The following is a 16,723-nucleotide window of genomic DNA, read 5'->3' as shown; positions in this document are numbered from 1 at the left end:
GGGTGGCGTTGTTGAAAATGTAAAGGGTGTCGGGGTTGCCGTCCGCAGTGCCGCCTGCGGTAAGGCGGCCATTGTCCACTGTCGCACCGATGTTGAGCACAAAGGCGCCGCTGTGAAGCAGGGTGCCTGCGGTCAAGTTGATCGTGTCGGTGGCATTGGCGAAATTCAGCGTGCCAGTCGCGGTTGCGCCCACCACGTTCAAAGCGTTCGCTTGGAAGACGCCGCTCGCCACTGGGACCGTGACAGAACCAGTGAATGCGGTGAACTTGAAGTTGGAAGCCGCAGACGGGGTGTAGTTTGCGAAGCTTGTGGCCGGTGCGAAATCATAGCCCCGGTAGCCCACGGCATTGAGATTTGCGACGCCGCCAGCGGTGTAATTCGGCGTGGTGCCGCTCGGATCCACATAACTGGCCAGTTCCGTACCTCCCACCACCGCCCAGGGGATGATGCCATTCGTCAGCAGGCTGGAGCCATTGGCAATGGTCAGACGTGAGGCGCTGCCCATCTGGCCGCCAGCGCCCTGCACGTTCAGCGTTGCGTTGTTGGTTTGGGTCAGGGTGCCCAGGTTGAAGGTCGTGGAACGCACGGTGCCGGCACCGTTGGTCACGGTGATGTTCGATCCCCCCTGTGAGAGGGCCACCGTCCCGACCGTTTCTGTGACGACGCTGGTGTTGTCGCGACCCGTCATGGTGATGCTGCCCCCACGCAATGTGAGATTCGAACCTCCCAGGCGGTTGTTGATCGCCACCGTGCCGTTGTTCGTGAAGTTCAGGGCGGCGTAGTCAATTTCAATGGCTCCGCCTCCGGACAGCTTGCCCTGGTCCTGGAGGGTTATGGTACCGCCATTAACCAGTGTGCCTGCATTTGCGCCAGTGTAGGTGTTGTCATTGGACACAGTCAAAGCGGCGGATCCGCTTTTGTTGAAGAAGATATTCCCGGTGATTTGACCACCCCAGGTCGAGGCCGAGTTGACCGCCACAAAAGTGGATGCCGCCGTGGAGGTGATCGTTCCACCACCACCCGCCACGCTATTGCCGTTAGGCGAACGCAGATCGCCCACCATCTGAGCCGTGCCGTTCAAATCCAGTGTACCGCCAACTCCGACGGAAAGATGCTGGCCCGCAGTACCACCCTGCAAGCCTTGGTAGAGGGTGTTGGTGCCGCCATTGAGGGTGACGGTGCCGCCGAGCACAGTAAAGTAGTTGGTCCCCGTATTGAAGTATTGTGCCGTGTTGAAGGTCAGGCTGCCGCCCAGGGCCTTGGTCACGTTTTGGGCGTTGGTGATCACACCGTTGACGGCCAGGGACGCACCACTGTTGACCAGAAGACCACCTTCAACACCAGCAAATGCGGTGATGACACCGGCTCCAATGGTGGCGTTGCTGCCTCGGACCAGGATGTTTGCCGCCGTCAGCGTCAGCGTGGTGCCGCCTGTGACAATGGTGGTGAGGTCCGTATTCGAGTTGTCAAAAGTCAGGGCGTTGACCGTCCTGGCGTTGCCATAGAGGTTTTGGTCGGCCAGAAGCTTGTAGGTGTCCGTAGCTGCCGTGAGATTGATATTCGCGGCGGTGGAGTAGGCGCTGAAGGGGTTGATGCTGCCGCCGGAATAGGTGGCAAACTCCGCACCCGCGGTGTCACCATTGATCACGGCACGCTGGATGATGCCGGCCGTCAATGTCGGAGCGGCGGTGAACACCACCTTGTTGGCACTGCTGCCAAACGTGGTGGCGCTCGCGAAGTTCAGAACGCCGCCGCCGCTGACCACGTTTGAAGCAAGGCTGGCAAACGTGAGGGTGCTGGTCGCGGCACCGCCGTTGGTGACGTTGATGATGTCATAACCGTGCGAGGCGGTGAGCGCTCCCATCGACTCACTCGAAGCACCGGTGCCGTTGGCGATGTAATTGAACGTGCCGTTGGACAGGTTCAGCGTGCGTGCGGATGCCGCACCGCCGTTGTTCAAACGATTTGCGACCGCCGTGCCGGTGTCGTCAATGGTGAACACACCACCTGCAGTCACCGTCGTGGCCACCGCCGCGCTTCCCACTGTGCCGGAACCGGAGATCACAAACTTGCCGTTGTTGATCGTCAGCGCCGTGATGTAGGCCGGGCTGGCCACCCCCAGCGTCACAGCAGCGGCCGTGCCGGGCAACGAGGTGGTGGTGCCAGGATTGATGACTGTGATCGAGGCGAGCGCAGGCAATGCAACGGTGTTGATGTTGATCGCGCCTGCGTCATTCAAGGTCAGTCCAAGGGCACCCGCGAGGCCGCCGGTGATGTTCAGAGTGGCACCCGCATCCGCGCCAATCGTCGCCGCAGTGCCAAGGGTGATGAGTCCACTTGTCGTGTTGGTGGTGCCGGCGAGCGCCTGCAAAGCACCCGCAGAGTTGATACCCGTGTTGTTGAGGCTCAGTGGCTCAGCAATGGAAACGCCGTTCAATTGCAGCGCCGCACCCGCGACGTTGGAAACCACCGTGTTGCCAGCCGTTGTGCCGAGCGCGCCGCTGTTGGACACCTTCACGGCACCAGCCGCAATGGTAAGCACGCCCGTCCAAGTGGAGTTGCTGACATTGATATCGAGCACACCATTGTCGTTTTTCTGCAGGGCGTTGTTCACTGCCGACAAGCCGAAGGCTGTGTCGAGTATCGCCGTGGTGCCCGCCGTCACATCAATGCCATTGGAAGCAGCATTGAAATTAATGGTGCGCCCCGTGAGCGTGTAGGTCGTGCCGCCAGTCAGGCGCAGGCCCTTGGTGGCCGAGTTCGCACTGAGGCGGATCACGTTGGTCGCATTGCCAAAGGCACCATTGCTCGTGCCGGACAGGATGCCGTCCGTGACGTCGATGATGGCATTGGTGCCGCCGAAGGTGTTGCCACTGTTCGTCAGCTCCAGCGTGCCCAAGCCGGATTTGGTAAGCACGACCGAAGTCGCACCGGTCGCGCCACCCGAGATCACGCCATTGACCGTCAATCCTTGGACCACATTCGAGTTGGTGGCCAGTGTGCCGATGTTAAAGGTAGGACCGCCAACCGTGGAGCCGTCGCTGAAACTGCCGAGCACAACCGCATCCGTAGCAGCCAGAGAGAGGCCATAACCGCCAGTGGCGGCAGTAGTGGTCAAGGTGATGCCATTGCCGACAATGCTGTTGCCGCCGAGTGCCAGGAAACTGGCGGGCGTAATGACCTTGTTCGCCGCCTGATTGAAGAGAACGGTCTGGCCGGCGCGGCCAATGGTCACCACAGGCAATGTGCTGTCAAAAGTAATGGCTCCAAAGTTCACGGCATTGGAGGCCACGGTACCGTCGCCATCTGTGATGAGGCTCAGCGCGCCACCGTCATTGATGGTGATCGGCAGGTTGGAGCCGTAACCGGTGAGGTTGAGGTTGAAGGCGCCGAGGCCATTCTTGGTGATGGACGTCAGGGAGCCGATGTTGGTCACTGGACCTGCGACCGTGACCGTGACAGCCGGATTGACGACCGTGGCGACGAGGTCGGTGGGGCCATTGAAGGTGGTGGTGCCGTTCAGCAAGATCGAGGTGGCCGTATTCACGTTGGAGTCAAACGTTGGCTGACCAGAAAAGACGGTTGTGTTGACGAGGGTGCGGGCGCCGTCAGTGTAGAGCGTGGTGCCGCTGCCGACGGTGAGGGTTCCGGTGCCCACCGGACCGCTGACAAAGGCAGCGGTATTCGCGCCGAGGCCCGCGGCCACAAGCGTGGTGATGTTCGTGCTGTTGCTGAGCAGGAGGCCGCCGGACGCGCCACCGATGCTGGTGTTGCCAGTGTAGGTGTTGGCGCCGCTAAGCTGCAGGATGCCGTTGCCAGTCTTGTTGATGCCGGCGGTGGTCGAACCGAGATAGGAGATCGTCGTGGAGGAAGCGATGGTCTGGCTGGCGTTGCCGCCGAGGGTGATGCTGGTGCCAGAAATGGCAACAACCGTCTGTCCGAGCAATGTGGACCCGACCACCAGCGAGGCCGGCACACTGGCCACCGTCACTGCCGTGGAGCCCGTGCTGCTGGTGAGCACCGAAACCGTACCGGCCGTGCTCGAACCATTGATGACCGAAGTGATGTTCAGGGCTGGATTGATGTTCGTGTAGGTCTGGCCGGCCGCCTGAATGGCACCGACGCTGATGGTGTTGGTGCTGTTGGAGAGGGCCAGGAAACCGCCGCTGATGACAGGCACAAAGGCAGCGTTGCCGGAGGTGGCGCTGATCGGACTGCTGCTGCTCAGGATCAGCGTGCTTCCGGCCACGTTGGCCACGGTCGGCGCACCGGTGTCACCGCCACTGTTATTGAAGGTGATGCTGTTGAGGGTGTTGTTCAATCCCGCAGCACCGGCAAGGTTCAGTATGCCGCGACCGTTGATGGTGAGGTTGCTGGTGGCTGCGATCTGGCCGACATTGCTCAGCATGTTGACCGTTGCAGCGGTACCCTGGACACCACCATTGATGGTGAGGTTGCCTGGGATGACGACATTGGTGGCGACACCCGGAGTTGACGCGAGAGCGCTAAGAGTGCCAGGGCTGACGAGGTTCAAGGTGCCCTGATTGACGATGGTGCCGCCAGAGTAGGTGTTGGCGGCCGAGATGTTCAGGATGCCCCCACCGGATTTGACCAGCTGGACGGAGTTGCCGAAGCCATTGTCGGCGATGACCGAGTTGATGATCGTGTTGGCGTAGCCGAGCACAAAGGTCTGAGTGCTCGCCGTGGCGGTGGCATTCTGGCTGACGGTAAGCTGGGTGGCGCTGTCGACGGACACCACAAACGTGCCTGCCGGCAGACCGGCGTTGGTGATGGTCATGCCAGGAGTAACGCCGACGGTGGATGCCATCGTGATGACGTTGGATGCCGAGGTGGTGGCGCCGCCGTCGAGGCTGCCGGTGACAAGCGTGTTGGTGGCGGAGGCCGCCGTTGCGTTGTTGGTGAGCGTGAGCTGGTTGGCGCTGTCCACCGACAGAATTTTGGTGCCCGCAGGGAAGCTGGCATTGGTGATGGTCATGCCTGGCACCAGACCAACGGTGGAAGCACCGGTGACAATCGGCGAACCAATGACGGAGGTGAAGGTGGCGGCGGATGAGAAGTTGGTGGTCGACGTGTTATAGACGATCAGTTCACGGATTCCTCCTGCCTGCGGGCCGGTAACTTCTGTGCCACCTGCTGTCAGCACACCGCGCGCCGAAGGCAGACCGATGGTGGAGGCAAAGTTGACGTTGGCACGGAGCAGGCCGCCTTCTTCAAGATTCAGGATGTTGGTTCCGGAAGTGAAGGTGATGTCATTGTGGCCGTTGCCGGCGAGGCGCAGCATGGAAGTCGTGGTGGTGGCTGCGCTGAGGGAGGTTGAGGTCAGGCTCGCACTGGCAGCGAGGATGCTGGTGATGTTGCCACTGGCGAAGGTGGTCTCGTAGATGCCGTAGCCTGCGGTGCCAATCTGTCCCACACCTTGGGAGACGTTGTAGCCCGCGTAATCGCTCGTGTTTGCGATGGCCCACGCACCGAGGGCGTTGTTGGCGGCATTGTTAGCCAGACCTGTGCCGGCCAAGAGGCGAGGATTGGCGCCGTCGCTGCCAAGCGTGCCCCCGCTTTGCACGAAGTTGACGGTAGCACCTGCAGTCCTGCTGAAGCTGGTAAGGGTAAGGTCGCCCGTGGCATACGAGCCTGTGGCGTTGCCGTTGGCACCAACGGTGATGGTGTTGGCACCTTCGGCCGCTGTCACCGCACCGACAGTTTCCGAGGAGAACGTGCTGGCGCGTCCCAGCCAGGAAAGACCGCCGCCTCGCAGGGTGATGGGAGCGGAATCGTTGATGCGATCATTGATGTTGACCTGCAGGTTGACCGTGTTGTCGATGAACATGTTCGCATAGTTCACGACGATGGCCGAAGTGTTGAGCAGGGTGGCGTTGTCACGCAGGGTGAAAGCACCGCCCATGATCGTCGTGGATCCAGAGTAGCTCAGCGCGCTCTCCAAGGTCAGCGTGCTGCCGCCGACACGGGCAAAACTGCCGGTGCCGGTGATGCCGCCGGCAAAGGTGCCGTTGCCGCCCATGTTAGTGACGAGCAAGCCGGAGCCGAGGTTGATCGTACCGCCAGATCCAGGGTTGGTGCCACCGCTCAGGGTGCCGACATACTGGATGTTGTTGTTCAGGTTCACCACCCCCGTGTTGTTGACAGAAAGCGCCCCGCCATTGGCAAACAGAGTGTTCGTTCCAAAGCTGAGGTTCAAGGTGCCATCGTTCACCGTCGTCTGCCCGCTGTAGAAGTTCTGCGTGCTGAAAGTCAGGGTGCCGCCAAGATTTTTGTTCAGACCAGCGGTGCCGGTCACCGCTCCCGTCACATTCAGAGTGGTGCCTGTGCCGATGTGGAACGCCCCTTCCGCACCCAGCGCGATGCGTGGCACGCTGAGCGTATGGGTTGCCGCCCCGTTGGCAATGACACCCCCGCTGGTAAGGGTGAGGGTGGCGTTGTTAGTGCTGGTGACGCCCACGTTCACGCCGGTGGCATCGTTGATGTTGATCGCATTCACCGTGCGGGAGACAATGAGGTCGTCCGTCGTGACGAAGCCGCTGCCGATTTTGAGTGTGTCCGCCGCACCGGAGGCGTTGATGTTCGTGTAAGGCGTGGTGCCATAGACAAGCGGCTGGGTGGCGCCACCTGTGATGGTGCCGGTGATCGTGTAGGTCGTCGGGCCTGTAATCGTACCGATGGTGGCGCCTGCTGACACCGTGGCGCCGTAGACCGCCATGCCTGCCGTGAGCCCCTTCGTGCTGGGCACAGTCACCGTCGTGTTGGTCCCAGTCACGGTGGTGGAGCTTACGGTCAGCTGATTGTAACCTGCAAACGCCTGCAGGCCGTTGGCGCTCGTCGCCAGCCCGGTGTTGTTGTAGGTGGCGAAGTCGGTGCCATTGATCGTGTTGCGCGCCAGGATGCCAATGGTTCCAGTGGTGAGCGTGGGCGGAGTCGAGAAGATGACCTTGTTGGTCGCCGTGCCCAAGGCAGCGTTGGAAGTCCAGTTGATGAAGCCACCCGTGTTGGTCGTCAGGGTGGTGAAGTTCATCTGCGTGGTGCCGCCGTTGTTGGTGATGTTGACCACGCTCTGGCCGGCGTTGGCGGTGAGAGTGTTGCCTGCCGTGCCTTCGGTCGAACCAGCGCTGTTGCCGATGAAATTCAAAGTGGCGCCATTGAGCACGACTGGGCGGTTGTTGAGGCGGTCGGGAGTGTTGGGATTTCCGGCCGTAATACCGGCGAGTGCCGTGGGGGAAACCGCCGCAACAATATTGGTATTGTTGTCGAGCGTGAGAGTGGCTCCGTGGGTGACGGTGGTCGTTTGCGAGGTGCTGGTGCTGAGACGACCCAACGTTCCGATGAGGGTCGTTGTACCGCTGTTGAGCGTGAGACCCGCACCTGTGGTGCCAAAGGCAGTATCACCGCCAAGGACCAAATTTCCAGTGCCTCCCATGGTGATGCCGCCTGCCGTACCCGTGCCCTGGCCGTGTGCGACGGCACCGCTGATAAACGTGTTGCCCGATCCAGCCAGGAAGAGCGTGCCGCTGCCGTTGCCTGCACCAATCAGATCAAGCGCGGCGACGGTCAGGAAAGCTGAACCGCTGAGATTGTTGTAGAACAGGCGGGTCGGGCTGCCGTTGTTGCCCTGATCCAGCTGCAATTTGGTGGAGATCGTCACGCTATTGGAGCCGGTGAGAGTCGGGAAGGCGGCGTTCGGCGTGTTGGTGCCGTTGCCGTTGAGAGAAAGGGTCGCAATCGTCAGCGGTGTATTGGCCTGGATCACACCACCAATGAAGTCCACCCTGCCGGTCCCGGTGAAAGGATTGGCATTGGCGATCAAAGTCCCTTGGGTGATGGTGCCGCCCGCGTTCGTGGTGGAGTTGGTGCCGTTAAAGGTAAGGGAACCAGAACTCAAAAGACCAAGGTTTACCGTGCCGGCAGCTGCAGCGGCGGTGATGTTGTTGAGCGTGGTGTTGCCGCTGCCCTGGAAGGTCAGCAGACGGGCGGTGCCGCTCTCCATGCTGGTGAAGGTCGGGATGGTCAGCGTTCCGGTGGTGGGGATGGTGTTGGTAATGTTCCAGACACCGCCGTCGTCACCATAGACGCCACCGTTGAGCGTGATGGAACCGTTTCCAGTAAACAACGCAGTGGTGCCTGTATTGATGACGACCGGCTGCGTCAACGTCAGCCCAGCGGCATTGGTGGAGTAGATGCCTGCATTGGAAATGGAGAGCCCGCCAAAGACCAGCGGGCTGCCTGCCACAATGGTGCGGGCGGTGCTGATCGTGAAAGTGGTCGAGTTCACAATGCTGGCAATGGTGTCACCGTAGGCGGCGCCGTTGGCCATGAAGTTCATCCCCACCGTCAAGTTGCTCGTGTTGCCGGAGGCAAGCACAACCGTGGTGGATGACCCGCCGCCAACCGCTGTCAGACCCGCAGGTGCGACGGCGCCGATGTTCGCATCGCTGCCAAAACCCATGAGGCCGGTGTCCACGCGGACACCACCTGTAAAGGTGTTCACACCCGTCAGTTCCCAGGTGCCACCGTCATTTTTCGTGACGCGGAGGGCACCGCCATTGTCCATGAGGACGCTGGTGATGCGGTTGGTGTCATTGCTCACGCCGCGAAGGTTGAAGGTCTTGCTGCCTGCGACCGAGTTGACCACATTGTTGAGGATCAGGGCGCCACTGCCACTGGAGTCGATGGTCATGGAGGCGGTGAGATTGATCTGACGGCTGGACGTTTCTCCAGAGCCTGCGTAAAGCAGGGTGCCGCCGCCAAGGTTCAACTGACCCGAGCCATCACCAAACGCGCTGGAGGCCAGGGAGCCGCCGCCGATGGACTGGACAAGGAGCGTGCCCGCGGAGAGCGTGGTGTTGCCAGAGTAGGTGTTCGCACCCGTGAGGTATAGCGACCCGGCGCCAGTCTTGATCAGCCCGCTTCCCGTAGCCCCGCTGATAATGCCGGAGATCGTGGCGTAGTCGGTGTAGGTGGTCGTGTTGTCATCGACCTGGATGGTGCGAACACCGCCATTCAGATTCAGGTTGGCGCTGATCGTCACGTCAGAGAGCGCGCTGGTGGAGTTCAGGATCAAAGTGCCGGTGCCATTGCCAATGCCGCCCGTGCCAAAGCTGGCGGAACCACCCAAAGTCACGACGAGAGGCGCGTTGCTGGCGGCAAAGCCACCATTCTGGTTGACGGCGGTTCCCGCGGCGTCGGTCCATTGGACCTGATTGGCCCCCGTGCCAATGACGCGGGAGAAGGTGCCGGACGTTTCCAGCACACCGCCTCCCAGGCGGAGGTTGGTGCTTGTGGACAGCGAGCCCGCATTGTTCGTCACCCGCAGCGCACCGCCCGTGATCGTTGTCGGGCCGCTGTAGCTGTTGCTGTTGTTGGACAAGATCCACAGGTTGGCACCCGCTTTGGTGATACCCATGCTGTAACCACCCACCGTGTCAGACAAGGTGGCGGCCAGCTCGTTGTCACCGCTGATGTTGGAAGTAGCCACAATCCCGCCCTGGAGGGTCAAGGTCTTCAGACCAACCGCGCCCGTCTGCACAATGGCTCCCGTATTGCTAAAGACGAGCGCCGCACCGTTCAGCACAGCCGCTGCAGTCGTGTTATTCCCGTAGGAACCCGACGAATCGATCGTGCCATTGCCAGCGAGGGTGAACAGGCGGTCAATGGAAACGGAAGGAGTCTGCGTCGCCTGAAACACCGTAGCACTGGAACCTTGATAGAGCAGCGTGCCGCCATTGAAGACCAGGTTGCTGGCAGCGCTGGTGGATTGGCCGATGGAGGAGGCCGTGCCGCCGTTGGCCAGGACGTTGGCTGTGAGGGTCGCACCGCCGCTTAGAATTGTCGCGCCGGTGTAGGTGTTCAGACCGGTAAGCGCGACCGCGCCCGAGGCACCGTTACGAATCACCGTCATTCCACCGGCACCACTGGTGCCGTCGGAAATGATGCCGGAAAACACACCGCCGACATTGGTCGCTGCGACACCGATGGAGATGGCGGCTGCGGAAGGTGTGTTCCCGCCAAGACCGTTGGTGATGCTGCCCGCACCGGTCAGGGCTCCGATAGAGGTGGTGCGCAGCGCTGTTGCACCCGTGTAGGGAGCCGCAGAGGCGCCTGAGTTGTTGATGTCGAAGGTGGCACCTTGACGGAGTGCAAATGTGGAGCCTGCCGCCTGCGACCCAATGGTGGCGGTTGTCGTGCCGGCGAGCTGTACGATGCCTTCATTGATAAACGCATTTCCAGAGAAAGTATTCCCCCCGCCGAGGATCATGGTCCCATTGCCCGCCTTCGTGAACGAAACCCCGGTGCCGTTGCCGATCGTGGAGTTGACCGTCAGCGTGTTGTTCGCATTTCCGCCGCCCACGGTGAAAATAAGTTCGAAAACAGCCGAGCCCGCGATGTTGTTGCCCGTGATGGTGGCCGAATTTCCATTGGCGCCAGTGGTGTCAAACATGATGCCGCCCTGCTGGGTGGCGCTGGTGTTCGTGACGGTGATGGCATTGCTTCCCTGAGTGATCGTCTGACCGGCCGCGGTGAGGCGCAGGGTATTGACTGCCGTCGTCCCGGTAAGGGTCAGGTTGCTGTTGTTGACATAATTCACCGTTCCACTCGCACCTGTGGCAGGAAGCGCGGTCGCCGCGGCCAGCGCAGCGATCGGATTGCCATTGGAAGGCGCCGCAACGTAGTCAATCGAACCCGTGGCAGCGTTGGTGATGTAGGCAAAGCCGCCGAGCTGACCGTTAAGAATCGACGTTCCGGTGGGGGCCGTGACAAACTGAATGCCCGCGAGCGTTGCCGCAGGTGCAAAATTCAACGTAGCGCCGGCGGCGCGCGTTCCAAAGGTGTTGAAACTGACAATGTTGCTGAAGGTGCTGTTCCCTGCATCCACTTGGATCGTGCCCTGCCCGAGTGTCGCTGTCAGCGCTCCCATGGTCTGGATAATGTTGGCCGTGTATGTCAGCGCGCCATTCGCAGCGATCTGGAACGTCCCCCCCGCATAGCCATTTCCTGTGATTGTGTCACCCGCAAACACCAGGTTGTTAGTCGTCGCGAAAAGATTGCTTCCATTGCCCGTGGTGGCCGTGGGCTTGATCTGGAGCGTTCCACCCCCGATGGTCAGCGCACCGGTGAAGGAGGCATTGGCGCCAAAGGTGAGCGTTGTCGCAGCCATGGCAGTGCCAATGTTATTGCTGAGCGTGATGGTTTGATTGGGGGCCGTACCACTGACAGCGGTGACGATGCTGTTGCCGGGGGTGTTGCCGCCGCTGACGCTCATTCCGACCGCGATCGTGCCGGTTCCGCCTGAAACGGTATACGTGTTGGTGTTGGCACCACCACCAGAGGCCCAGGAATAGCCGGTGGGTTGGGCGGCAAAGCTGGACGCAGCAGGGTCGTAAAGCCAGGTGCCGCTGCCGATTTTGGTGACGCCCGCCGTGCCGTTGATTACCCCTTGCATTTCAGCCGTCGTGCTCGTGCCACCGAGCACCTTGGTACCAGTGCTGCCCGCTCCAAACGGGCTGGTGAAGACAAGGCTTCCTGCGGTGTTGTTCGCCAAAATGATCGCGTTGCCTGTGCCGTTCACATTCAATGGCAGGCTCACCGTTTCTCCCGGACCACGATAATCCAGCGCACCGGTTGACAATTGAAGAGACGCGCCCGCACCGGTGCCGATCACCTTCGCAATGGTGGCCGTGCCCGAACCTGCCTGGGTCACCAGAAGGGTGCCCGCCTGGACCTGAACGCCACCAAGGTTGTTGCTGGTGGTGGCGGCCAGCGTGTTGGAGCCATTCATCACCAAGGTGCCGGTCCCGCCCTTCACCAGAGTATGAATCCCGGTGCTGGCATTGATGACAAATCCGTTCCAGAGGGTGTCAGCGTTGCCATTGATGGTTTGCGAACGACTGGTGCCGTCACCGACTGCCATCGAGCCATTCCAGGTCACGAGGCCGTTGGAACTGTTGGTGTAGGTGTTGGAGTTGGCACCCGCGCCACCAAAGCTGCCGTTTTGCGAGTTGAAAACGGCTCCATAGCCATCACGTCCGGTGATCGTTGGTGTGTTATTTGCCGTCTTGGAGAACTGGCCAAAGGTCACATTGCCCGTGGCGCCATAGGTAGGCAGACCGGCGGCAGAATAGCTGACGGTGCCAAGTCCGGTGCCACCAATGGCACGATCAACGAGGATGTTCACCGAGCCATCCGCCGTGCTGACGTTTTTCGAAGCAAAGCTGGTCGGAGTATCAGTGCGGATTTCAAAGCCAGAGCCAAGAGCGGCCGCCGTTGCACCCCCGCGCAGCACCGAAAGCCCCGTACTGATGCCCAGCTGAGCCCCGTCGGAGAAACGGATCGTGCCTGAATCCGCACGCCAGTCACCGGTGTAGGTGTTGGCGGTGTTGGTCACAACGAGGGTGTTTTGCAAGCCGTTGCTGTTGCGCTTGTTGATGCGGACGTTGATGACGCCGCCCTCGACAACTCCGTTCAGCACGATGTTGCCTGGGCCCGCCTGGATGTCGAAGCCCTCATTCGCCGCCCCCATGAACACCTGGCCGTTGACGGTCATGGTGCCGAAGGTGGAGCCGATGCGGCCTTCACCGATGCCACCGAAGGAAATATTGCCGGTGTAAGTGTTGTTGCCGATGTTCAGCAGAGCGAGGCCGTTGGTGGTATTGCTGCCACGCCCCGCGACGGTGATGTCACGGTTGAAGGTGATGCCGGAACTGCCGCCCTGGACAACAAGTGCCCCACCTGGCAGACCCACGATGCTGGCAACCCCATTGATCGCAATGGGCGAGGAGCCCGTGCCGAGCTGCCCGGCACTGCTGACAACAAGCGTTCCATTGTTAATGCTGGTCTGCCCTGAGTAGGTGTTGCTGCCGCCAGTTAGAGTGAGCGAACCACCGCCGGCGAGGGTCAGATTACCCGTTCCACTGATGAGGCCGCCGAACGAGGTGTGAATATCATTATTTGAGATGTTGCTGATGCTGTTTGCACCGCCAACGGTGAGGGTGGCACCATTGCCAAGGATGACGTTGCCACCAGTGGCACCACCGCCGGAAAGGGATTTGATGCTCTGGTTGTAGCCATTGAGGTCAAGAGATGCGCCGGAGACGTTGGCGAGTGTGTAGGCCGAATTGGCGCTGAAGGTGTTGCTGGCACCAGCTCTCAGCGTGCCGCCGTTCACCGTCGTGGCACCGGTATAAGTGTTCGCCGCGCTGGTCACCAGCACGCCAGAGCCATCCTTCAGCAGGCTCCCCGTGCCACTGCTGACAAGGCTTCCAAGGGTGAAGATGCCGCTGCCATTCTGGTGAACGATAAGTTCGGAATTGGCCGCACCCGCCTGACCTCCGATGAGGGAACCGTTGCCAGTGCCAATAAACTGCAGGGCTCCGCTGGTGAGGGTCAGCACATTGCTGGCCGGCCCCATGTTGGTGATCTGGCCGCTGTTTCCAGTGGCATCAATCGTCAGGGAGTTAACCGCACGGGAGGTGAGCGCACCGCCATTGGTCCAGACGAGGGTTCCTGCGTTGGTCAGCGTGGTGTAGTCTGTGGCAGCGTTGTTGCTGTCAGCGGCAAGCGTTGTGGCGGTGGTGCTGTCGAAGCGAATGATGTTTCCACCGCTGACTTGGGCCATTCCCGTGCCAGTACCATCTTTGACCAAAGCATAGCCAAGGATGTTATTGGTGCCTGAGCCGGTGGCCGTGGACGTGACGGCACTGCCCGCTGCGGAAATATCGAAAGTCACGGTGCCACCCGTGCTGCGAGCAATCGTGCTGCCGGTGCCGAGCACGGCGCCGAGGGCGAGTGTCACCGTGTTTAACGAATTCGCTGAAACGGTGAGATTGCCAATGCTCTGGCTGCCACCGGTGAGATTCAAAGTACCGCCGCCCAAAGTGGTGCCGCTCAGACTGCCAAACGCACCGCCCGCAATGTTAAGGGTGCCACCCGTGATGCTAAGTGCACCCGTATTGCTGCCTGTGGTGCCAGTGAGTGTCCAGGTGCCAGTGCCAGTCTTGTTAAGCCCGCCGGCACCCGTTTGAAGTCCTCCTGCCAGAGTGCCGCTGCCCGATCCGGCAAGTGTCAGATCGAAGTTAGTGCCGGTAACTGCACTCGTGCTGCTGAGATTGAGTGTACCGCCGTCCACCGAGACCGTGGCAGAAGCACCCAGCACAAGATTGCCCGCATAGCTGCTGCTTCCGGTACTGACGAGGGCGCCGTTTTGACCCGCAAGCGCGCCAGTGCCATTGAGGGTGAGTGAACCACCCAGGCCTGCGCCACCAGTGGTGACACCAACAATGGCGAGCGAGCCACCACTCTGCACCGTAACTCCTGCAGAGCCGTTGCCGAGCGCCTGGGCGTTGCCGAGACGGAGGGTGCCATTGCGCACCGTGGTGGCACCACTATAAGTGTTGGCTGCAGTGAGCACAAGGGTGCCGTTGCCGACCTTGGTCAGTCCGCCCCCGCCGCCGCCACCGATGGGATTGGCGAAGATGATCTGGTTATTGTTGGTGTCGAACGTGGCACCTCCCGCCGCGAAGGTCAGCGTCCTGCCAGAAAGATCCACACCAGGAGACGCAAACTGCACGCCCCCACCGCCAAAGGTGATCCCCGCAGTACCAAGATTGGCCAGGACGGTGATGTTGATCAAACCGCCATTGATGTTGGTGCCACCGGTGTAGGTGCTCGTGCCAGTGAGCGTGAGGGTGCCACCACCGACTTTGGTGAGCACGCCGCCGGCACCCGAAATGACACCCGCATAAGTGGTGTTTTCGCCATTGTTGCCAACCGTCAACGTATTGGCTCCCCCAAGATTCACGCCACCACCCGTGGCAGCGCCACCCGACAGAGAGCCGATCGAAATATTCACCCCGCTCAGCTGCAGACCGCCCGTCGTGGCAGTGCTGCCCATGATGACCGGATTGTTCGTATTTCCCAGCGCCGACGCATTGCTAACAATGATGTTTGCCGCGCCGCTAGGATTGAGGGTCACGGGACCTGTGAAACTGTTGCCGGCACTGAGAGTAACATTGCCTGTGGAGGGTATGATGTTCAGACCACCCGTCCCGCTGATCGCGCCTGCAAAGGTGTTCGCAAAGGTGGAGTTCGAAATGGTGGCGATCGCGCCGTTGTTCAGAGCAATGGTGCGATTGAAGAACGGAGTTCCGATGGCGGCGGTTAACGTCAGCTGCCCCGATCCGTTGAAAGTGAGTCCGCCGGTGCCGATGTTGCTTACCGCACCAATGCTCAAGGTGCCGCTGTTCACGATGGTACCGCCGCTGTAGTTGCTGCCCGTGCTGCTAAGGATCACAGTGTTCTGGCCTGAGACAACCAAGGTCAGTGCGCCGGTGTTGTCTTTGACAGGAGCGCTGACGGTGATCCCAAAGGCAGTGCCGGTGGTGAGGTAAACGTTTCCAGCAGTCGTCGTTGGCAGTGTCAATGCCCCTGTGCCGCTGATCGTCAGGGTTCCTGTGCCCGCCTGCAAAACACCGTAGGTGCCCAGATTGAACGTGCTGAGCGCTATGCTCGCTGCGGCACCGGTGTAACGCAGCGTATTAATGTTCGTTGTCGCCGTCAGTGTGGTGCCCGTCGTGCCGTTGGCAAAGTTGATGTTGCTCGCAGCATTGTAGGTGCTCGCAGCCGTGGGCATCGCGGTCACTGCCGTGACGTTCGCGCCGGTAATGCCCGCAGCGGTGGCTGCACCACCAGTGTTCACGCCTGTGGCAGCATTTGTCGTTCCGCCTGAGAAGCCGTAGGTGGCGTAGTCGGCCTGCGCCACTCCCGTCGTACCCACGGTAGCCCAAGGCCCGATGATGGTGTTGGTTGTGGTGGCAGCACCCGTGACGACAATCGAGTTCAGCGCTGACACAGCGCCGTTGGTATATCCACCCATGCCGATGGAAACCGTGCCCGTGCCTGCTTGCGTAAGCCCGCCCAAGGTCAGGGTTTGTGTTCCGCTCGTAAGAGCGTTGGTGGAAACAATCGTTGTGCGCCCACTGCTGGCCGTCACTGCTCCGATGGTCTCCGATGCAAGCGTTTCGGCAGCAGCATTCGTGATGGTGAAAGTACCGTTGTTCGATGTGATTGCCGCATTGGACACATGGTCCAGGGCCGCTTCCGCATTCGATGCGTTGGTCACCAGAATACCGCCGCCATTCAAGGTGATGCCGGAGGTGCTGGCCAAAGCCTGACTGTTTTGCGACAACGACATGGTCATGCCGTTGCTGATCGTGGTGGTGCCGCTGTAGCCGGTCAGACCGGTTCCTGTGCCCGAAAGCGCCAGCGTCCCCGCTGTTGCACCACCAAACACGCCGCCACTCAGAGTGATGTTCCCTGTTCCTCCCAGCGGCCCGTTGATCGTCGCCAGCGCAATGTTGTTGAGCACAATGTTGCTGTTCGCAAACGTCAGCGTGTTGGTATTGGGGGCCAGTCCCAGCACAAAGCCAGTCGTGTTAAATTGCAAACCACCCACGGTGATGCCCGACCCCAAAATCACAGTAGCAGCAGTGCCGGTGAACACAGCCGAATCACCCGTGCTGAACGTGGAAAGCGTGTTCGCACCCAGGCTGCTGCCATTCCACCACTGGGCAGAAGTGGTGTTCCATGTGCCGACACCACCAAGCCCGCCCCCGGTGGACACATCGTTGAGTGTGGTGTTGTCCTGATCCCAGAACAATGTCGCTGCACGCAATGGCTGTCCGATTTGCCAGGACAGCAT

At 60.8% G+C, this 16,723-nt stretch carries 1 protein-coding gene (only partly in view); it reads right to left on the bottom strand.

Features of this window, described 5'->3' with window-relative positions:
• Window positions 1–16,723, bottom strand: the 5' portion of a protein-coding gene (locus ACILSO_RS27790; RefSeq protein WP_395740754.1) for an autotransporter-associated beta strand repeat-containing protein. 20,657 nt of this gene lie to the left of the window's left edge; 16,723 of the gene's 37,380 nt are visible here — the first part of the coding sequence; it begins with the start codon at window positions 16,721–16,723; its stop codon lies off the left edge, out of view.

The sequence above is a fragment of the Prosthecobacter sp. genome, assembly GCF_044226605.1.
Taxonomy (GTDB): Bacteria; Verrucomicrobiota; Verrucomicrobiia; order Verrucomicrobiales; family Verrucomicrobiaceae; genus Prosthecobacter.
This window is presented reverse-complemented; position numbering and strand designations above follow the sequence as displayed.